Raw genomic sequence first — 19971 nt, 5'->3', positions numbered from 1 at the left:
GATACATAAAAAACATCATATTATCGGAAAAATAATGACCAAAGTTATTATTCACCCGATTCCGATATAGTTATGTCACATGTCACCGTCGGTTTTGTAACCAAAAAGTAAAATATAATCATTTAGAAGCAGAGTAAAAGAATAAATACTCATCAAACGTAAAAACAATAGACCAGGTAAAGTGAGCGTAGTCACCCAAAAATTTATTACCTTTTTTTGATAAATAGCAAAGTTAGTTTGACTTAAGAATGACCAAATGACGTTCACCATCCAACTCAGGTACTTGCAAACGAACAACAGACTCGAGAATGATGCCTTCTGGCAAGGTCAATAATTCATCGTCTGGCCTTACCCCTTTAAGCGCATAAAATCGCCCTTCAGGTTTAGCTGGTAAATGGTGGCACCAAGACAACATATCTTGTAGTGATGCAAATGCACGGCTTATCACACCATCAAATGGCGGTTCAGCAACGAAATCTTCAACTCGACTTTGTACTGGCTCAATATTACTTAAACCCAGTTCATGCTGTACTTGTCTCAAAAACCGTACTCGCTTACCCAAGCTATCAAGCAACGTAAAATGAGCATTAGGACGCACAATGGCTAAAGGGATCCCTGGAAGCCCGGGCCCTGTCCCTACATCGATAAAACGCTGACCTTGTAAGTACGGATTAACCACAATACTGTCCAAAATATGTCGTACCAGCATCTGTATGGGATCACGAACCGAGGTCAGATTATAAGCCTTGTTCCACTTATGCAGCAGTTCGACATAACCGATGAGCTGTAATTTTTGCTGATCGGGTAACTCAATACCTGCCGAGTTGAGCAGCGAATCTAATTTTTTTAACACAACAATATCCCCTGACAAAACGTTCAGTCAGTATCTAATGGGCCAATACGGAAATGATAATCGAGCTTGGTGAAGGTTTGTATCGTTCGTTTAGCTTAAAGGCTAAACACAATCTGGCTGTACTGATTATTCTCTCATGATACAGCCAGATTTGATTGTTATGCACTGCGGCGCAACAATCCCTGTTTTTTTAACCAGACTAACAAAATCGAGATAGCGGCTGGTGTGATACCAGAAATGCGTGAAGCCTGCCCAATCGAGTTAGGTTTGTGGTCATTAAGCTTAGCAATGACTTCATTAGATAAGCCAGAGACCTGACGATAATCGAGATCGGCTGGCAATAAGGTATTTTCATTGCGTAACTGCTTTTCAATCTCTTCCTGCTGACGAGCGATATAGCCTTCATATTTTACTTGGATTTCAACTTGATCCGCAGCCTGAGGATCCGTTAGCGTTGGACCAAAAGAAGGCAAAGTCGTCAACAAACGGTAGTCAATTTCAGGGCGACGTAGTAGTTCTTCCCCATTCGCTTCTTTTGACAATGGTGCTTTCAATAATGCATTGATCTCGTTAACGTTCTCTGAGTTAGGGTGCACCCAAATATCACGCAAGCGCTGACGCTCTTTTTCAATCTGCTCAATTTTCTGACTAAAGTGAGCCCAACGCGCATCGTCAACCAATCCTAACTTACGGCCCATCTCAGTCAGGCGTAAATCGGCATTATCTTCACGTAGCATCAAACGGTATTCTGCACGTGAGGTAAACATGCGATAGGGCTCTTTGGTGCCTAAGGTGCTCAAATCGTCCACCAGCACGCCAAGGTAAGCTTCATCACGACGAGGTGACCATCCATCTTCATCGTTCGCAAAACGGCCCGCATTAAGCCCTGCAAGCAGCCCTTGAGCCGCCGCTTCTTCATAGCCGGTTGTTCCATTGATTTGCCCAGCAAAGAACAAGCCTTGAATGTATTTGCTTTCCAGCGTTGGCTTCAGATCACGTGGATCGAAGAAATCATACTCAATGGCATAGCCAGGCCGAACAATACGCGCGTTTTCAAGCCCTTTCATCGAACGGACAATTTGCATTTGAACATCGAAAGGCAAGCTGGTTGAAATACCATTCGGATAGATCTCGTTACTTGTTAAGCCTTCAGGTTCAAGGAAGATCTGATGTGAGTTACGATCAGCAAAACGCATGACTTTGTCTTCGATCGATGGGCAGTAACGTGGCCCGATCCCTTCAATGATCCCTGCATACATCGGGCTACGATCGAGATTGTTACGGATCACATCATGTGTTTTTTCATTGGTATAAGTGATGTGGCACGCCATCTGTTCTGGGTGCTGTTCTGCATGACCAAGGAAAGAAAATACGGGAATAGGTGTATCACCTAGCTGAGGAGTCAACTGGCTAAAATCGATTGTTCGCGCATCAATACGTGGCGGCGTACCTGTCTTCAGGCGATTAACACGTAGTGGTAATTCTCTGAGGCGCTGTGACAGTGAGATTGACGGCGGATCACCAGCTCGGCCACCACTGTAATTTTCTAGCCCAATATGAATTTTGCCATCAAGGAAAGTCCCAACCGTGAGGACAACCGCTTTAGCACGGAATTTCAGGCCCATTTTAGTGACCGCACCTACAACACGATCATTCTCAACGATGAGATCTTCTACCGGTTGCTGGAAGATCATCAGGTTAGGCTGATTTTCTAGTGCCGTACGGACAGCTTGTCGATATAGCACTCGGTCTGCTTGTGCACGAGTCGCTCGTACCGCTGGTCCTTTACTGCCGTTTAGTATCCTAAACTGAATCCCAGCAAGGTCGGTTGCTTTTGCCATTAAGCCACCCAGAGCATCGATCTCTTTGACCAAATGTCCCTTACCGATACCGCCAATCGCTGGGTTACAAGACATCTGTCCCAGTGTGTCGATGTTATGCGTCAGCAATAAGGTCTGACGTCCCATGCGTGCTGCTGCCATTGCAGCTTCCGTGCCGGCATGGCCACCACCAATGATGATGACGTCAAATTGATCTGGATAAAACATGGTACTGCACCTCGCCGTTATGCGAATTTTTGTGTTTGCCCTGGGGTGGGGGATTCTACTCAAGTTTAGACGATCGACCAAGTAGCTTAGGATCGCCTCTAATTAAAAGAAGATCTTTTTATTTAAAGATCTCTTTATTAGATCTCTTATTAGGATCATGATCCTCTGTGGATAAGTGATTATTCACATGAAAGATCATAGGATTAAGGACGATCTATTGCTGTGAATGATCGGTGATCCTATTGCGTATAAGCTGGGATCTAAATAGCCTGTTATGCACAGGCACTTTGAGGTCACAAGGTTGTTATGTGGATATATACTGGTTTTACCCTGCTTTTAAGTATACTTATACACATTCGTTCGCGTGATCTTTAAGCAAATTAGAGCAAATTAATCCAATTTTTAACCCATACCTCAGCTGGATCCTCAGGAATTTCGTGTTGAATGACGTCAATTTCTAAAATATCACCCAACCTTTTTGCTCCCTGAGCGATCAACTGTTGATCTAATCGTCTTACGGCACCGCAGAAAGTGTCATATTCTGAACTGCCCAAACCAACTGCCCCAAAACTGACCTGAGACAGATCCGGTTTCTGTTGTTCGATTTGTTCTAATAATGGTTGTAGGTTATCGGGTAGATCACCTGCGCCATGGGTTGATGTAACAATTAGCCACATACCACCGAGCGTGAGTTCATCTAACTCCGGACCATGAAGCGTTTCTGTGGTGAAACCCGCTTCTTCTAATTTCTCAGCTAAATGTTCAGCAACGTATTCCGCACTGCCAAGTGTACTGCCACTGATCAAAGTAATGTCAGCCATATAGAACCCAACCGAAGTAATGAGCCGGTATTGTACGCTGTGAATCAGCTGGGATCTACCTGTGGATAATGTGGGTATAGTTATTATGACATTACGGCACGATGGTCCGCATGATGGGGTTTTGCAGGGAAATAAGCGTCTCTGTAGATTGGATCTCGTCAATCGTCTGGATCTTGTTGATAAGTACTTGTTGGAGGGCGTCGATTGATTTACACATCACTTTGATAAAGATGCTGTAATGCCCTGTTGTGTAATAAGCCTCCGTGACTTCCTCTAAACTTTCTAGTTTTTTCAGTGCTGAAGGGTAATCCTTGGCACTTTTTAAAATAATGCCGATAAAACAGCACACGTCATAACCCAGTTGCTTTGGGTTTACATGCACGCAAGCCGCGGTGATGATGCCGGCCTGGCGCATCTTCTCTACTCGTACATGAATGGTGCCAGGACTGACACCAAAATTTTTTGCTAATTCAGCATAGGGTGTACGTGCATTTTCCATTAATGCGTTGAGGATGCCGCGATCGAGATTATCGATCTGATAAATTTCGCCCATAATAGCTCCCTTTTTTTATTGATTATTCAATTATAGCGCTAAAAAAATGAATGATTAAAACTGTAACGGTAATATTTATTGTTGGATATTGAATTTAACACTCATTCTGTTGCTTAATCGATGACAAGCCAAACGGCATAACCAAATTTGCATAACACGCAACCACGAATTGAGAAGACGGCAATGAAAAAACAATTTATTCAAAAACAACAACAAATCAGCTTCGTAAAATCCTTCTTTTCTCGCCAATTGGAGCAGCAATTGGGTCTGATTGAAGTTCAGGCACCCATTCTGAGCCGCGTGGGCGATGGTACTCAAGATAACCTTTCAGGTTCTGAGAAAGCCGTTCAGGTCAAAGTGAAAACCTTACCTGATGCCACTTTTGAAGTGGTTCATTCATTGGCGAAGTGGAAACGAAAAACCTTAGGGCGTTTTGATTTTGGTGCTGATCAAGGTCTGTACACCCATATGAAAGCATTACGTCCTGATGAAGATCGCCTGAGTGCTATTCATTCAGTGTATGTTGATCAGTGGGATTGGGAGCGCGTCATGGGTGATGGCGAACGTAACCTGGCCTACCTGAAATCCACCGTCAACAAGATTTATACCGCTATAAAAGAAACTGAAGCTGCTGCAAGCGCTGAATTTGGTATTAAACCATTCTTGCCAGAGCAGATTCATTTTGTGCACAGCGAAACCCTGCGTTCTCGCTTCCCTGATTTGGATGCGAAAGGTCGTGAACGTGCCATCGCTAAAGAGTTGGGCGCAGTTTTCCTCATCGGTATCGGTGGTAAGTTAGCCGATGGTCAATCTCATGATGTGCGAGCACCCGATTATGATGACTGGACGTCGCCAAGCGCAGAAGGTTTTGCTGGCTTAAACGGTGACATTATTGTCTGGAACCCTGTGCTGGAAGATGCTTTCGAAATTTCGTCGATGGGGATTCGCGTCGATGCTGAGGCTCTTAAACGTCAACTCGCCCTCACGGCTGATGAAGATAGATTGAAGCTGGAATGGCACCAATCACTGCTCAAGGGTGAAATGCCACAAACCATCGGTGGCGGTATCGGTCAATCCCGTTTAGTGATGTTATTGCTGCAACAACAACACATTGGTCAAGTTCAATGTGGTGTGTGGGGGCCTGAGATTAGCGAGAAAGTTGCTGGTCTGCTGTAATACGCTTCATACTTGGCGTCGCAGAGGGGTTAGCTGCAACGTTAAGTATTTTAGGGATATTTTCTCCTTCGACCTGCTATCGCTGCATAAGCTATAGCGGGTTTTTTTAACATAAGTCGTTTTTTACTCTATGCTGTAGGTGGCATAATGACATGCCTCGTATCATGTTTTTTATATCACTACATGCAAGGTCGCTGACGTTATGGCCCTAATTCACCCCTTTCATCATTATTTACATGCTCGCCCAAGATTGTTGTTTTCAGTTGGCGCGGGTGTCATCGCTTATTTTCTGCTACCTACGCATTACACGTTATTATTGCGCTTGATGGTGAGTTGGAATGTTTCCGCTTGGCTCTATTTACTCTTTCTATGGTTGCAACTGTTACGTACTAGTCCTGCTCAAATCGGCAAAATAGCCAAGGTGCAAGATGAAAGTGCCACCATGGTTTTGACGATCGTCAGTATGGCGTGTTTAGCCAGTATTCTGGTGATTTTGTTTGAATTGAGTACGGCAAACCAATTGTCAGGTTCAGCCAAAGCATTTCATTTAATCCTGACGGGGCTGACGCTGTTGGTGTCGTGGTTATTACTCCCGACGGCATTTACCATGCATTACGCCCATTTATTTTATCTCCCTCGGGATAAGTCAGAAACCATTCTTCCTTTGCTTTTCCCTAAAGAGGTTGCCACCCCTTCCTATTGGGATTTTCTTTATTTCTCATTCACGATTGGGGTAGCTTCGCAAACCGCGGACGTTTCGACTGGGACGTCGGATATTCGCCGCGTGGTGTTATTGCAGTCTGTCTTATCCTTTATTTTTAATATGACGATATTAGGGCTATCGATTAACGTCGGTGCAGGCTTATTGAATTAACGTTTCCAGCGGCGCATTAATCGGCTTTTTAAGCCAGTATCAAAGCGCCAGATATGATCAAAAATACGCATGATACCGGGCTTGCCATAGGCCGACATTGCCACAGCATGGAAGCGGTGTTGGTGTGCTTGCTGCTGGATTTTTATCTTGCGGATCAACTCATCGGGTAGCCGTTGGGCAATGAAGTCTGAAATGATCACTGCATCAGCGTCATACCACTCTCTCTCCTCCATTTTGTTTAACGTACTGGCGAGGCAAGCCGCTAAATCAGTACCACCATGAAAATGCTGGCTGAGAAAACGTATCGCTTGTTCAATGCCGCTGGCTGACGATAATTCGTAGTGAATGATTTCGCTAGCAAATAGCATGATGTAACAGCGGCGATTATCAGCCAAAGCAATACGCAGTAGTGCCAAGCAAAATGCCTTGGCGCACTGTTCGTTAAATCCTCCCATGGAGCCTGAAGTATCCACGCAAACAATAAAAGGGCCGCGCGGTTGTTCATCGTGACTCGTCAGGCTAACGGGTCGTTGTAAGGTTTTTTCCTGCCAGTTATCCCCCTGCAAGCGGTAGGTCAACAAACGTCGTTCCAGTAAACGGCGGTAAAACTCAAATTCCAGTTCACTCATCCCCAACATCACCAATTCTGTTGGTAGTAGCCGCAAAATATCATTGCTTTGATGAATGCCACTAACTTCTTCTGGCACGGTATCGGGCTGACGCACCATTAGGGTATAGGGCTCGTAACGTGCATCGGGCGTGGGTTGTGCTTTAGCTGAACGGCTACGGCCCAATTGCTCAGCAAGTTGCTGCAATTCAGGTTGATGCTGTAAAAAATCACCGTATTGCAGCAGTAATTGATAATCACCGCGCTGTAAATGGCTTTGACTCATATCCCAAAGCCGCCCTGCTGCACCATCATTAGTGGCTAATATAGGTTCCAGCGCGCCACTCAATGCAAGCCGCTGCTGTAATTCGGCTAAAAGTTGTTCTCGTTCTTGCTCTAGCAGTTGGTGATGAATCGTGATGGTTTGTAACGTGAGGCTGATGCGCCAACGCTGCAAAAATAGCGTTTGTAGGCTATCGCCAACTTGTGGATTTCTTGCTAAATCAGCGGATTGTAGCAATGTATTCGCCTGTGCTGCGAAGGGAGAATGCATCTGTTGCAACTGCGCTACTATCTCTGGCAGGTGAGCATAAAATTGCGGACTGCTCTCCAATAGGCTCTGTTGATATAAGACAAATTCATTCGCTAGGCTTGGGGGAACTTTCGCCTCACGGATACGTTGCTGCAAGTTTTGCTTCCAGCCGGGAATATCCTTCATCAAGGCACGTTTGATACGCGGGAATTTTTCAAAAATAGCGCCAATTGCGGTGATGCCAGTAATCCCACCACCACCTCTTCAATTAGCTCACTTTCACTGATGGAAAGCAGCAGATCGAGTGTTGCCAAGCTGAGCATAGATCAATGCCCACTTAATTTTTGTTGCTGTTGCTTCAGTTGTTCCGCAACCTGCAACAGACTCGCTTCTATTTTTGCCAGCCACGCAGAGGGAGTAAACAAGCAGGGTTGATGCTGGCTGAATAACCGCCGTTGCTCGTTCAGACTATTTTCCAATTCTGCTAATGCCACCAGCAATTCTGGCGGCACGCTGTTAGTCACCGCGCCAGGTTGTGAGAGGATTGATGACTGCCGACTAACATCTAATACGGTGATGTGTAGCTGATCATCAATTTCTGCATCGATGGATTGGGCATAACCGATACCATTTAACTTCGCGCGTAGAACGCCCCCTTTACTTAACCATTGAGCGAGAGCATCTTTCTCAATTTGTAAGTGATTGACCTGAATATCATGCAAGTTAAGCGGTTTTTGCAGCAAAAGTGTTAGCGTACTGTCGGTGAGTGATTCTGGCAGTACATATTGCTGTTTTCGGCTGAACATACCATTTTGTTTCGTTACGATGAGTGCTTGATGGTCGCTTTGTTGTTGTTGATGCTGTAACCATTGGCCATGAATGTTTTGTAACTTCATTAATAAGCTGTGCTGCTGATATCCCTGCTCCGTTAACAGTTGCTCAAGCTGTTGTTGCAACAGTTTTAGGGAACTGAGATCATGCCACAGGCAATCTTTCAATAGAATTAAGTCAATCGGGGTAACTTCAGTTCGGCCACTGAAAAAAGCGCTGGCTTGCAGTAGGCGCAATGCTTTTTTCCAACGGCGATCAGAGACGTAAGGCGCATGTTCTTGTGCACTGAGTTGCTGACGTAATTGAAAAATAAGCTCGAAACAGTGGTCGGGTAAGGCAATTTTGTCGATTAAAGGCTGCCACTGTTGGAACTCTTCATCGCTGATACTGAGGTTTTCTGCCACCGGATTATGATTTTCGTTTTGTCGACTGAGCAGCAGTGAGCGGAAATTTTGCTTCTCTTGTACGCGATCTAGCCATAGGCGGATCAGCATTCGGTCATAAAGTGCTTCTAGGCTGCTGTCAGCATCGGGTAGCTCATTGGACGCGGTCACCAGTAATCGCATCGGGATACTGTCTTCTCGGTCACCATTACGAAAACGCCGTTCGTTAATGGCCGTCAACAAGGTATTCAGGATAGCGGGGCCAGCTTTCCAAATCTCATCAAGGAAGACGATTTCAGCTTCTGGTAAGTAACCACCGGTCATGCGTTGATAGCGCCCTTCTTCTTTTAGCGCCTGAATAGACAGTGGGCCAAACACCTCTTCTGGCGTGGAAAAGCGTGTCATCAGATATTCAAATGCTCTGGCATGACGGAAGGCAAATTTCAGGCGGCGAGCAATCAAGCTTTTAGCGATACCCGGCGGACCGAGTAGGAAGACACTCTCACCACTGAGCGCAGCTAATAAGCACAGGCGGATAGCTTCCTGTCTTTCATACAGACCACTTTCAAGGGCACTGCTCAAGCGAGAGATTCTTTCAGCTAATTGCGATGATTGCGCCATAATTGTTCTACATGTTCCGTTAGTTGATTGATTTTTACCTGATAAGAGCAAATAAATCCTCTTTTTCTGAGTAAGATAGCGCTTTGATTACTAATATATTTATATTACAGAACATTTGTCGCCGACTCATTTTGACCATCATCATATTACTATTTAAGAGTAGGCAATCTATTGAAATGGTGCATACTGTGCGCCTTTTAGTGGGCGTCAAGTTATACCCATCATCAAAATGAACGGGGTAAAGAACGGGGTTTCGCGGTTCTTAACGCACACATCAGGCTATGGACGTTCTAGCAAAAAGAAATCAACTATGAGCACAGACCATAAACAGTCTTTATCGGCGGTAACCTTAGCAGCAATTGGGGTCGTTTACGGGGATATAGGGACTAGCCCGCTCTATACTTTGAGAGAGTGCTTTTCTGGTCATTATGGATTTGATGTCCGCCCAGATGTGGTGTTTGGTTTTTTATCGCTGATTTTCTGGATGCTCATCCTGATCGTCTCGGTTAAATATCTCACCTACGTGATGCGCGCGGATAACGCCGGTGAAGGGGGCATTTTAACGTTAATGTCCTTAGCGGGGCGCAATACCTCTTCCCGAACCACATCAATACTGGTCATTCTTGGGCTGATTGGCGGCAGCTTCTTCTATGGTGAAGTCGTTATCACGCCAGCAATATCGGTCATGTCAGCTATCGAAGGGTTGGAAATCGCCGCGCCTGCGCTTGATCCTTATATTGTCCCCTGCTCTATTGCGGTATTAACACTGCTTTTTGTGATTCAAAAACACGGCACGGGTAGCGTCGGGAAACTCTTTGCCCCCGTCATGCTGGTGTGGTTCCTAACGCTGGCATTACTGGGTTTGCGCAGTATTATCGCCAATCCCGAAGTTTTATCGGCATTGAATCCAAAATGGGCGATAGCATTCTTTACGGAATATAAAACGGTCTCATTTTATGCTCTTGGCGCAGTGGTACTGGCGATAACTGGGGTGGAAGCGCTGTATGCAGATATGGGGCATTTCGGTAAATTCCCTATCCGGTTGGCGTGGTTTACCGTGGTGTTACCGTCATTGGTACTGAACTATTTTGGGCAGGGTGCACTATTACTGAAAAACCCTGAAGCCATCAAAAACCCCTTCTTCCTGTTAGCGCCTGATTGGGCATTAATCCCACTGTTAGTGCTGGCGACACTGGCGACAGTGATTGCCTCACAGGCTGTTATTTCCGGCGTTTTCTCGCTTACTCGGCAGGCTGTACGTTTAGGCTACTTACCGCCGATGCGCATTATCCATACTTCCGAAATGGAGTCTGGCCAGATTTACATTCCAGTCATTAACTGGACGCTGTATCTGGCGGTCGTACTGGTGATTGTCGGCTTCGAACGCTCCAGCAATTTGGCTGCCGCTTACGGTATTGCCGTAACGGGAACGATGGTGATCACCAGTATTCTGTTTTGTACGGTGGCGCTGAAAAACTGGCACTGGAACCGTGCTTTTGTCGGATGCCTGCTGGTGGTTTTGCTGCTTATCGATGTTCCGATGTTCTCAGCAAATGCATTGAAATTGTTCTCGGGCGGTTGGTTGCCACTTTCTCTCGGTCTCGTGATGTTTATCATCATGACTACATGGAAGAGCGAGCGTTTCAGCTTACTACGGCGTATGCACGAGCACGGTAATTCACTGGAGGCAATGATTGCGTCTTTAGAGAAATCACCACCAGTACGGGTGACAGGCACTGCGGTGTACATGTCTCGGGCAATGAATGTCATTCCTTTTGCGTTACTGCATAACCTTAAACATAACAAAGTGCTACATGAGCGGGTGGTGTTACTGACGTTGCGAACCGAAGATGCCCCTTACGTACATAACGTAAAACGGGTGACTATCGAGCAGCTCTCGCCGACTTTCTGGCGAGTGGTTGCCAGCTACGGTTGGCGTGAAACACCGAATGTGGAGGAAATCTTCCACCGCTGCGGTCTAGAGGGCTTGCCGTGTCAGATGATGGAAACTTCGTTCTTTATGTCCCACGAATCGCTCATATTAACTCGGCGACCTTGGTATCTATTCCTGAGAGGCAAATTGTTTATTGCCCTTAGCCGCAATGCGCTGCGGGCTGCCGATCAGTTTGAGATCCCCCCTAATCGAGTGATTGAGCTCGGGACGCAAGTCGAGATTTAACCAAGAGGCCGCTTATTATTGCGGCCTTTCTCTTTTCAATGTTCCCTCTCATTTATTCATTCAGCGAAACGTTTCGATGGCGATCACAATTTCATCAAATGAGATTTGCCTTCTGCGCTATTTTTCCTAAACTCAGTATCAGCGAAACGTTTCGCTGTTGGAGTTGAAAATGAAAAAAGGCGCATTACTGAATTCTGAAATTTCTGCTGTTATCTCCCGCTTGGGTCATACCGATCAGCTTGTGATAGGTGATGCGGGGCTGCCGATACCGGCAACCACCACACGTATCGATCTGGCACTGACGCAAGGTGTCCCTGGTTTCCTACAGGTTCTTGAGGTGGTAACACAAGAAATGCAGGTTGAGATTGCGTACCTTGCACAGGAGATCGTCAAAAATAATCCGCAACTCCATGAAGCGTTACTCGCCCAGTTAACACGACTTGAGCAGCACCAGGGAAACCAAATAGTTTTACGCTATATCAGCCATGAAGCTTTTAAAGAACAAACTAAACAAAGCCGGGCAGTGATTCGTAGCGGGGAATGTTCCCCCTTTGCTAACATCATTCTCTGCTCCGGCGTAACCTTCTGAGGCATTTATGCAACCTTTGCTGCAACTGAAAGGGATTGATAAAGCCTTTCCCGGCGTCAAAGCACTCTCCGGTGCCGCGCTCAGTGTCTATCCTGGCAGGGTGATGGCACTGGTGGGCGAAAATGGGGCTGGAAAATCGACCATGATGAAAGTGCTGACTGGCATCTACAGTAAGGATGCCGGCAGTCAGCATTTCATGGGTAAAGAAGTGGTGTTTAATGGCCCAAAAGACTCGCAGGAAGCGGGCATTGGCATTATTCATCAGGAACTTAACCTGATCCCACAGTTAACCATCGCAGAAAACATCTTTTTAGGGCGCGAGTTCGTTAATCGCTTTGGTGGCATCGATTGGAAAAAGATGTATGCCGAAGCTGATTTACTGTTAGCACGCCTCAATATTCATTACAGCAGCCACCGGCTGGTGGGGGAATTGTCCATCGGTGATCAGCAAATGGTGGAAATTGCCAAAGTGCTGAGCTTTGAATCCAAAGTCATCATTATGGACGAACCCACTGACGCCCTTACTGATACCGAAACCGCTTCATTATTTAACGTCATTAAAGAGTTGAAAGCTGAAGGCCGTGGCATCGTTTATATCTCTCATCGGCTAAAAGAAATCTTTGAAATTTGCGATGACGTTACCGTTTTCCGTGATGGGCAGTTTATCGCAGAAAAACCGGTTAGCGAGCTGACCGAGAATACACTGATTGAGATGATGGTTGGCCGCAAGTTAGAAGAGCAATATCCACGCCTGAATTTACCCCGCGGTGAAAAGCGCTTACAGGTCAAACAGCTGTGTGGCCCAGGCGTGAGTAATGTCAGTTTTACCTTGCATCGTGGAGAGATCCTCGGCGTGGCGGGTTTGATGGGCGCGGGTCGCACGGAATTGATGAAAATCATCTATGGCGCACTACCACGTAAATCCGGATTTATTATGTTGGATGGCCGTGAAGTGGTTACGCATTCACCTCAGGATGGTTTAGCAAACGGCATCGTTTACATTTCTGAAGATCGTAAGCGGGATGGCTTAGTGCTTGGCATGTCAGTTAAAGAGAATATGTCTTTGACGGCACTACGTTATTTCAGCCGCACAGGTGGTTCACTCAAACATGCGGACGAACAGCAGGCAGTCGCCGATTTCATTCGCTTATTTAATATCAAAACACCTTCCATGGAACAGCCTATTGGTTTGTTATCCGGTGGTAATCAGCAGAAAGTCGCGATTGCGCGCGGTTTGATGACTCGTCCGAAGGTGTTGATCCTTGATGAGCCTACGCGTGGCGTTGACGTCGGGGCTAAAAAAGAGATTTACCAGTTAATTAATCAATTCAAAGAAGAAGGGTTGAGCATCATTCTTGTTTCCTCAGAAATGCCAGAAGTGCTCGGTATGAGTGACCGTATCCTTGTAATGCATGAAGGCCAGTTAAGCGGCGAGTTCTCGATTGAACAGGCTACCCAAGAAGTGTTGATGGCAGCCGCCGTCGGCAAACAATTTACTGATAAGTAGATTATCAATAAGCCCATTATTCATCAGTCGATCATCAATTCGCTGATTATTAATCGGTCATAGCGCGTAGAGCAGGAGTAACCAGATATGAGTTCCCAAACGATCCAGACAAAACGCTGGTTCAGTAAAGAATGGTTATTAGAACAAAAATCACTGATTGCGCTGCTGGTGCTGATTGCTGTGGTTTCGTCACTAAGCCCAAACTTTTTTACCGTCAATAACTTGTTTAACATTCTCCAGCAGACATCTGTCAACGCCATTATGGCCGTTGGGATGACACTGGTTATCCTGACTTCCGGTATTGATCTGTCTGTGGGATCATTATTGGCACTGACCGGTGCAGTGGCCGCCTCGATTGTCGGATTAGAAGTTAATGCCTTGGTAGCCGTTGCCGCAGCACTGGCGCTGGGGGCATTCATTGGTGGTATTACTGGCGTCATCGTCGCCAAAGGTAAAGTACAGGCGTTTATCGCCACACTGGTCATGATGTTGTTATTGCGTGGCGTGACCATGGTTTACACCAATGGTAGCCCGATCAATACCGGTTTTACCGATGTAGCGGACACCTTTGGCTGGTTCGGTATTGGTCGTCCATTCGGTATACCAACCCCTATCTGGTTGATGGCTATCGTCTTTATTGCCGCTTGGTACATGCTGCATCACACCCGTTTAGGTCGCTATATCTATGCGTTAGGCGGTAATGAGTCTGCCACACGGCTCTCTGGTATCAGTGTCGACAAAGTTAAAATTATTGTTTATTCACTCTGCGGATTATTAGCGGCATTGGCGGGGATTATCGAAGTGGCCCGCTTGTCGTCTGCACAACCCACTGCCGGTACAGGTTATGAACTGGACGCCATTGCGGCCGTCGTTCTAGGTGGTACAAGCCTTGCGGGCGGGAAAGGGCGGATCGTCGGCACCCTGATAGGGGCATTAATCCTCGGTTTCTTGAATAACGGTTTGAATTTATTGGGCGTCTCCTCTTACTACCAAATGATCGTGAAAGCAGTGGTTATCTTGCTTGCGGTGTTGGTAGATAACAAAAAGCAGTAGGCTATTTTACGCAGCAATAATGCCTACTAAGTTGAATTTGCTAACTCCCTACAGGAATAGTGACCATGAAAATGAAGAAACTGGCTACCTTGATCTCAGTTGTTGCATTAAGCGCTACCGTCAGTGCTAACGCGCTGGCAAAAGACACTATCGCATTGGTTGTTTCCACGCTGAATAACCCGTTCTTTGTTTCAATGAAAGAGGGTGCCCAAAAAGAAGCAGACAAACTGGGTTACAACTTGGTGGTCTTGGATTCGCAAAACAACCCTGCGAAAGAGCTGGCGAACGTGCAGGACTTAACCGTTCGTGGCACCAAAATTCTGCTGATTAACCCAACAGACTCAGATGCTGTCGGTAACGCAGTGAAAATGGCAAATCAGGCGAACATTCCGGTTATCACTCTTGACCGTCTGGCTAACGCTGGCACTGTGGTGAGCCACGTCGCATCTGATAACCGTTTTGGCGGCAAAATGGCCGGTGACTTTATTGCTAAGAAATTGGGTAGTGATGCCAAAGTTATTCAGTTAGAAGGGATCGCTGGAGCATCTGCGGCCCGTGAACGTGGTGAAGGCTTTAAACAGTCGATGGAAAAGAACAAATTCCAATTGCTGGCCAGCCAGCCTGCTGATTTTGACCGCACTAAGGGCTTGAACGTCATGCAAAACTTGCTGACTGCGCATCCGACCGTGCAGGCTGTTTTTGCTCAGAACGATGAAATGGCACTGGGTGCATTACGTGCCTTGCAGACCGCAGGCAAAACAGATGTGTTAGTGGTAGGGTTTGACGGCACCGACGATGGGATTAAAGCGGTTGAAAGCGGTAAACTGGGCGCAACTATCGCTCAACGCCCTGACCAAATTGGTGTGATTGGCGTTGAAACAGCAGATAAAGTCTTAAAAGGCGAAAAAGTACAGGCTGTTATCCCTGTTGACTTGAAGTTAGTCACCAAATAAAGATCAATTAAAATACCCATGGTAATTGAAGTTGCAGGAAACAATCCTGCAACTTCAAGGACAAAGGAATAAATACGATGGAAACAGGTAAGCTGGTGGTCCTCGGCAGTATCAATGCCGACCATATTCTGAACATTGAGCAGTTTCCACGTCCGGGTGAAACGGTGATCGGGAAGCAGTATAACGTTGCTTTCGGTGGCAAAGGCGCGAATCAGGCTGTTGCCGCTGGCCGTAGTGGGGCGAATATCGCGTTTATTGCCTGTGTGGGTGAAGATGATATTGGTGAACGAGTACGTCGGCAATTAGCCAGCGATGAGATTGATACCACCCCAATCGAGGCTGTTGTTGGAACGACTACGGGTGTGGCACTGATTTTCGTCAATGGTGAAGGTGAGAACGTTATTGGTATCAACGCGGGTGCTAACGCTGCTGTGACACCTGAATACCTCAGCCGTTACCAGCAACAAGTTATTGATGCTGAAGCATTACTCATGCAATTAGAATCCCCACTCGAGACAGTGATTGCTGCGGCTAAATTGGCGAAGCAGCATCAGACGAAGGTGATTCTAAATCCGGCCCCTGCGCGTAAGCTTCCCGATGAGTTGTTAACGCTGGTGGATATGATTACCCCGAATGAAACCGAAGCTGAGCGTTTAACCGGTATTCATATTGAGCAGGATGATGATGCCGCGAAAGCCGCACAAATTTTGCATGATAAAGGGATTGCAACGGTGATCATTACTTTGGGTAGCCGAGGCGTCTGGCTCAGCGAACAAGGTAAAGGTCAATTGGTTGCGGGTTTCAAAGTGAATGCGGTAGATACCATTGCTGCTGGTGATACGTTTAATGGTGCTTTACTCACTGCATTATTAGAAGGCCAAACAATGGGCCTCGCAGTGCGTTTTGCTCATGCAGCCGCTGCAATTGCGGTGACTCGTGCTGGCGCGCAACCCTCGATTCCATGGCGAGCTGAGATCGACCGCTTCTTACAAGGCCAGGTATAACTTTGGCCACCATGAAAGATGTCGCCCGTTTAGCGGGCGTCTCAACATCGACTGTTTCCCATGTGATTAACAAAAATCGCTTTGTCAGCGACCCTATCCGCGACAAAGTGCAATCGGCTATTCGTCAACTCAACTATGCCCCTTCTGCGTTGGCCCGTAGCCTAAAACTGAAACAAACTCAGACTATCGGCATGCTGGTCACCGCCAGTAGTAACCCCTTTTATGCTGAAGTGGTTCGTGGTGTAGAACGCAGTTGTTATGAGCGCGGTTACAGTTTGATTTTGTGTAATACCGAAGGCGATATCGATCGCATGAGCCGTAGTCTTGAAACCTTAATGCAAAAGCGGGTCGATGGTCTGTTGTTGATGTGTACCGAAAGTCACCGCCCTTCCCAAGATATTCTGCGTTGTTATCCCTCGTTACCGATCATTATGATGGACTGGGCACCGTTCGAGGGCGTGAACGATGTCATTCAAGATAACTCGTTATTTGGCGGAGAAATGGCAACCTCATATCTGATTGCCAGAGGCTATACCCGAATCGCCTGTATTGCCGGGCCGCAGGATAAAACTCCAGCGAAAGAACGTTTGGAAGGTTACCGTCAAGCCATGACACGTGCGGGTTTACCGGTGCCGAATGGCTATGAAGTTGCCAGTGATTTTGAATTTGGGGGTGGTTTGGCCGCCATGCAGCAGTTACTTGCACTGCCGGAGCCACCTGACGCTGTGTTTACCAGTAATGATGCCATGGCTGTTGGGGTCTATCAGGCTTTGCATCAGGCTGGATTATCGATTCCGCAAGATATGGCGGTTATCGGCTACGATGATATTGAAATCGCACAATACATGACCCCACCTTTAACCACGATTCATCAGCCAAAAGATGACCTTGGCGAACTGGCCATTGATACGCTAATTCATCGGTTGAATAACCCGGAAGCGGAACCACAAGTCTTGATTCTCACTCCCGAGTTGATCGAGCGTGGGTCGGTCGCTATTCGTTAAATTTCACTCTCTGCAGGGCGCGAGACTTTTTTAACATTGCGGCCCTGAATTAAGTTGTCGCCATCTTTGGGTTTGAGTAATAAGAACACCGCTGAGGAGAATAATGTCACCACGCCCATGGTAATAAAGGTGTAATGGAAGTGATCGACATTATCGCCAAACGACATCCCATCGTAAAACCGCAATACCACCGCACTGATGGCAACCCCAAAGCTGATAGCTAATTGTTGAGTGACAGCCAGAACACTGTTGCCTGAACTGGCATTGTTATCGGTTAAGTCTGCCAAGGTGATGGTATTCATGGCCGTGAACTGAGTCGACATCGCCATACCCAAAACAAAGAGCGGCAAGATCATCAACCAAGGCGACATGCCCGGTGATTGCAACGCAAATAATGCAATTAGCACACCGATAATGGCAGTGACACTCACTAAGACTTTGCGATAACCCAGCGAACGTAATACCTGCGTCACGGCTGATTTCGCCATCATCGAACCAATGGCCGTGGGTGCCATCATGCAACCGGCAATAATAGCGGAGTAACCAAATCCAACCTGTAACATCAGTGGCATTAAGAACGGTACGCAACCAGTCCCTAATCGTGAGGCTACGTTCCCCGCAATACCCACCGAAAAGGTTCTGGTTTTGAATAGCGGCAAACCAATTAATGGATTCGGGTGGCCTTTGGCGTGGAATATATAGAAGAGAAGCATCAACAAACCGCTAATTAGCGTTAGGGCTGGTAGGTAACTGGCAATGTCGGGTCGCCCCATAATCTCCAGACTGACGGAAATGAGCACCAAACTGCTACCGAATAGCAGGAAGCCGATAAAATCAAAAGCGCGCTTAGGCATGGTGAAGTCAGGCATGAATTTACGTGCGTAAATAATACCTAATATGCCGATAGGGATATTAAGGATAAAAATCCAGTGCCAAGTGGCGTAAGTCACCAGTAGCCCGCCCAATAGCGGCCCCAAAACTGGCCCAATTAATCCAGGAATCGTGACAAAATTGAGTACCGGTAACAGTTCACTACGCGGATAGGCTCGAATAAGTGCAAGTCGAGCGACGGGCATCATCATCGCCCCACCGACACCTTGAATCACGCGTGAGGCAACGAGAAATGGCAATGAGTCTGACAGTGCGCACAAAAGCGATCCCAGCGTAAAGAGAGATACCGCTAAAATAAAAACCCGCCGAGTGCCAAAACGATCTGCCAACCATCCACTAACAGGAATCAACATGGCGACGGTTAGGGTATAGCTGATAATGGCAGATTGCATGGTCAATGGTGACCTGTTGAGGCTTTCCGCGATTGATGGCAAAGCGGTATTCAGTATGGTGGCATCCAAAGCCTGCATAAAGAAAGCCATGGCGGCTATCCAAGGAAGACCCGCCATGCTACGCGCAGATTTTATCATTGTTCGTCCTGATTTTATCGAGTGAGCCTTAGTACCCTCTTTCTATATAGAGATATAAATAACATCTCGCCGCTAATCTTTCTCTTTTAATAACACTTGGCAGGCTAATAAGGCTCCTTGGCTATCACTGGCGAGAATGGCATCAACAATATCCTGATGGTGTTGCAACTGAAGCACTTCATCGCCGGTAATGGCACGAAAATAACTGTGATATACCGAACTGAACAAATTAGCGAAAGACGTCAAGAATGGATTACCACTGGCTTCATAGATTAACTGATGAAACTGAGCATCCACCTGAATCCATCGCTCACGGTTAAAGTGGTTATGTAGCGCCCGCATCTCTGCAATTAATGAAGCTAACAGCACGCGCTGTTCCTCATTGGCATTTATTGCGGCGAGTGAACAAGCTTGCGGCTCAAGTGATGTCCTTAATATAAGGAAGTGCTGCATCACTTGATCGAAATTCTCTTTGTTCATCCACCAGGTCAATAATTCCTGATCAAGGTAGTTCCAATTTGTTTTGGGCATCACTCGGGTACCAATACGGGGGCGTGGTAATAACATCCCTTTTGCTGCGAGCATTTTCACCGCTTCACGCACTGCTGTACGACTGACACCAAACTGTTCACCCAACTCTATTTCGCCAGGCAAGATGCTACCGGCCTCATATTCACCTATTAGAATGCGCTGACCAATTTTTTCGGCCAACAGATATGAAAGATTGCGTTGGGCGGCTTGTTGTTGGGTATTGAGTTGCATGGTGATTTGTCCTATCTGTCTTCTTATACTTCTATTTTACTCTACTGTTTCATTCATAGATTGAATGTTTAGCGTAATAATTGTTTAAAAACCCGCCTATTACTTCATTATTGCTGAAAAAAAACACGGTTGAAAACTTTTTTGAAATTAAGGGTTGCAGCCTGTCAGGAACTCCCTATAATGCGCCTCCACTGACTGGG

16 protein-coding genes and 1 pseudogene are annotated in these 19971 nt (G+C 46.5%); 9 read left to right on the top strand and 8 right to left on the bottom strand.

Going from position 1 to position 19971, the window contains the following annotated elements:
• Positions 1–232 precede the first annotated feature (232 nt).
• The 4 genes from rsmG to asnC all read right to left on the bottom strand — a co-directional run bounded on the left by rsmG (position 233) and on the right by asnC (position 4275).
• Positions 233–853: a 16S rRNA (guanine(527)-N(7))-methyltransferase RsmG gene (gene rsmG, locus BN68_RS18245; RefSeq protein ID WP_019212624.1), complete on the bottom strand. Its 621-nt coding sequence runs from the start codon at positions 851–853 to the stop codon at positions 233–235.
• Positions 854–1011: 158 nt separating this feature from the next.
• On the bottom strand, positions 1012–2901 hold the full coding sequence (mnmG, locus tag BN68_RS18240) for a tRNA uridine-5-carboxymethylaminomethyl(34) synthesis enzyme MnmG (protein ID WP_019212623.1): 1890 nt from the start codon (positions 2899–2901) through the stop codon (positions 1012–1014).
• Positions 2902–3281: 380 nt separating this feature from the next.
• Complete coding sequence (mioC, locus tag BN68_RS18235; RefSeq protein ID WP_019212622.1) at positions 3282–3722, bottom strand: FMN-binding protein MioC; 441 nt, start codon at positions 3720–3722, stop codon at positions 3282–3284.
• Between the two features lie 91 nt (positions 3723–3813).
• Positions 3814–4275, bottom strand: coding sequence for a transcriptional regulator AsnC (gene asnC / locus BN68_RS18230; RefSeq protein ID WP_019212621.1), 462 nt, complete (start codon positions 4273–4275; stop codon positions 3814–3816).
• Between the two features lie 183 nt (positions 4276–4458).
• Between asnC and asnA the strand changes: the two genes are divergently transcribed.
• The gene (gene asnA / locus BN68_RS18225) at positions 4459–5451 is read left to right on the top strand and encodes an aspartate--ammonia ligase (RefSeq protein ID WP_019212620.1); all 993 of its coding nucleotides are present in this window, start codon (positions 4459–4461) and stop codon (positions 5449–5451) included.
• A gap of 202 nt (positions 5452–5653) precedes the next feature.
• Positions 5654–6325 carry a DUF1345 domain-containing protein gene (locus tag BN68_RS18220; RefSeq protein ID WP_019212619.1) on the top strand — a complete coding sequence of 224 codons (672 nt, stop codon included), beginning with the start codon at positions 5654–5656 and terminating at the stop codon, positions 6323–6325.
• Here the strand turns inward: BN68_RS18220 and viaA are convergent.
• Positions 6322–7787 (bottom strand): annotated as a pseudogene (gene viaA, locus BN68_RS18215) (ATPase RavA stimulator ViaA). The gene BN68_RS18220 and the pseudogene viaA sit on opposite strands and share 4 nt — an antisense overlap.
• A 3-nt stretch (positions 7788–7790) precedes the next feature.
• Complete coding sequence (ravA, locus tag BN68_RS18210; protein WP_019212618.1) at positions 7791–9299, bottom strand: ATPase RavA; 1509 nt, start codon at positions 9297–9299, stop codon at positions 7791–7793.
• Between the two features lie 310 nt (positions 9300–9609).
• Between ravA and kup the strand changes: the two genes are divergently transcribed.
• The 7 genes from kup (at position 9610) to rbsR (ending at position 17588) form a co-directional block, all read left to right on the top strand.
• Positions 9610–11478: a low affinity potassium transporter Kup gene (gene kup, locus BN68_RS18205; protein WP_019212617.1), complete on the top strand. Its 1869-nt coding sequence runs from the start codon at positions 9610–9612 to the stop codon at positions 11476–11478.
• Between the two features lie 169 nt (positions 11479–11647).
• Positions 11648–12067 (top strand): D-ribose pyranase, encoded by a 420-nt coding sequence (gene rbsD, locus BN68_RS18200; RefSeq protein ID WP_019212616.1) that lies wholly within the window; start codon positions 11648–11650, stop codon positions 12065–12067.
• 7 nt (positions 12068–12074) lie between these two features.
• Positions 12075–13574 carry a ribose ABC transporter ATP-binding protein RbsA gene (gene rbsA / locus BN68_RS18195; protein WP_019212615.1) on the top strand — a complete coding sequence of 500 codons (1500 nt, stop codon included), beginning with the start codon at positions 12075–12077 and terminating at the stop codon, positions 13572–13574.
• Between the two features lie 87 nt (positions 13575–13661).
• A complete protein-coding gene (gene rbsC / locus BN68_RS18190) occupies positions 13662–14627 on the top strand; it encodes a ribose ABC transporter permease (RefSeq protein ID WP_019212614.1) in 966 nt (321 codons plus the stop codon).
• A 65-nt stretch (positions 14628–14692) separates the two neighbouring features.
• Positions 14693–15580, top strand: coding sequence for a ribose ABC transporter substrate-binding protein RbsB (gene rbsB / locus BN68_RS18185; protein WP_019212613.1), 888 nt, complete (start codon positions 14693–14695; stop codon positions 15578–15580).
• Positions 15581–15657: 77 nt separating this feature from the next.
• The gene (gene rbsK / locus BN68_RS18180) at positions 15658–16584 is read left to right on the top strand and encodes a ribokinase (RefSeq protein ID WP_019212612.1); all 927 of its coding nucleotides are present in this window, start codon (positions 15658–15660) and stop codon (positions 16582–16584) included.
• A 2-nt stretch (positions 16585–16586) separates the two neighbouring features.
• Entirely contained in the window at positions 16587–17588 is a 1002-nt protein-coding gene (gene rbsR, locus BN68_RS18175; RefSeq protein ID WP_019212611.1) for a ribose operon transcriptional repressor RbsR, read from the top strand.
• Here rbsR and mdtD read toward each other — a convergent pair.
• Positions 17585–19009 carry a multidrug transporter subunit MdtD gene (gene mdtD, locus BN68_RS18170; RefSeq protein WP_042806965.1) on the bottom strand — a complete coding sequence of 475 codons (1425 nt, stop codon included), beginning with the start codon at positions 19007–19009 and terminating at the stop codon, positions 17585–17587. The two genes, rbsR and mdtD, sit on opposite strands and share 4 nt — an antisense overlap.
• A 72-nt stretch (positions 19010–19081) precedes the next feature.
• Positions 19082–19771: a FadR/GntR family transcriptional regulator gene (locus BN68_RS18165; protein ID WP_019212609.1), complete on the bottom strand. Its 690-nt coding sequence runs from the start codon at positions 19769–19771 to the stop codon at positions 19082–19084.
• Positions 19772–19971: the final 200 nt, after the last annotated feature.

Origin of the sequence: Yersinia massiliensis CCUG 53443, from assembly GCF_000312485.1 — a bacterium.
Lineage (GTDB): Bacteria > Pseudomonadota > Gammaproteobacteria > Enterobacterales > Enterobacteriaceae > Yersinia > Yersinia massiliensis.
This window is presented reverse-complemented; position numbering and strand designations above follow the sequence as displayed.

What these genes read in the sequence shown, in the direction of transcription:
- ravA (WP_019212618.1), bottom strand. Translation starts at nt 9,299, where the DNA reads ATGGCGCAATCATCGCAATTAGCTGAAAGAATCTCTCGCTTGAGCAGT.
- asnC (WP_019212621.1), bottom strand. Translation starts at nt 4,275, where the DNA reads ATGGGCGAAATTTATCAGATCGATAATCTCGATCGCGGCATCCTCAAC.
- rbsA (WP_019212615.1), top strand. Translation starts at nt 12,075, where the DNA reads ATGCAACCTTTGCTGCAACTGAAAGGGATTGATAAAGCCTTTCCCGGC.
- BN68_RS18165 (WP_019212609.1), bottom strand. Translation starts at nt 19,771, where the DNA reads ATGCAACTCAATACCCAACAACAAGCCGCCCAACGCAATCTTTCATAT.
- BN68_RS18220 (WP_019212619.1), top strand. Translation starts at nt 5,654, where the DNA reads ATGGCCCTAATTCACCCCTTTCATCATTATTTACATGCTCGCCCAAGA.
- kup (WP_019212617.1), top strand. Translation starts at nt 9,610, where the DNA reads ATGAGCACAGACCATAAACAGTCTTTATCGGCGGTAACCTTAGCAGCA.
- mioC (WP_019212622.1), bottom strand. Translation starts at nt 3,722, where the DNA reads ATGGCTGACATTACTTTGATCAGTGGCAGTACACTTGGCAGTGCGGAA.
- rbsB (WP_019212613.1), top strand. Translation starts at nt 14,693, where the DNA reads ATGAAAATGAAGAAACTGGCTACCTTGATCTCAGTTGTTGCATTAAGC.
- mnmG (WP_019212623.1), bottom strand. Translation starts at nt 2,901, where the DNA reads ATGTTTTATCCAGATCAATTTGACGTCATCATCATTGGTGGTGGCCAT.
- rbsC (WP_019212614.1), top strand. Translation starts at nt 13,662, where the DNA reads ATGAGTTCCCAAACGATCCAGACAAAACGCTGGTTCAGTAAAGAATGG.
- rbsD (WP_019212616.1), top strand. Translation starts at nt 11,648, where the DNA reads ATGAAAAAAGGCGCATTACTGAATTCTGAAATTTCTGCTGTTATCTCC.
- mdtD (WP_042806965.1), bottom strand. Translation starts at nt 19,009, where the DNA reads ATGATAAAATCTGCGCGTAGCATGGCGGGTCTTCCTTGGATAGCCGCC.
- asnA (WP_019212620.1), top strand. Translation starts at nt 4,459, where the DNA reads ATGAAAAAACAATTTATTCAAAAACAACAACAAATCAGCTTCGTAAAA.
- rbsK (WP_019212612.1), top strand. Translation starts at nt 15,658, where the DNA reads ATGGAAACAGGTAAGCTGGTGGTCCTCGGCAGTATCAATGCCGACCAT.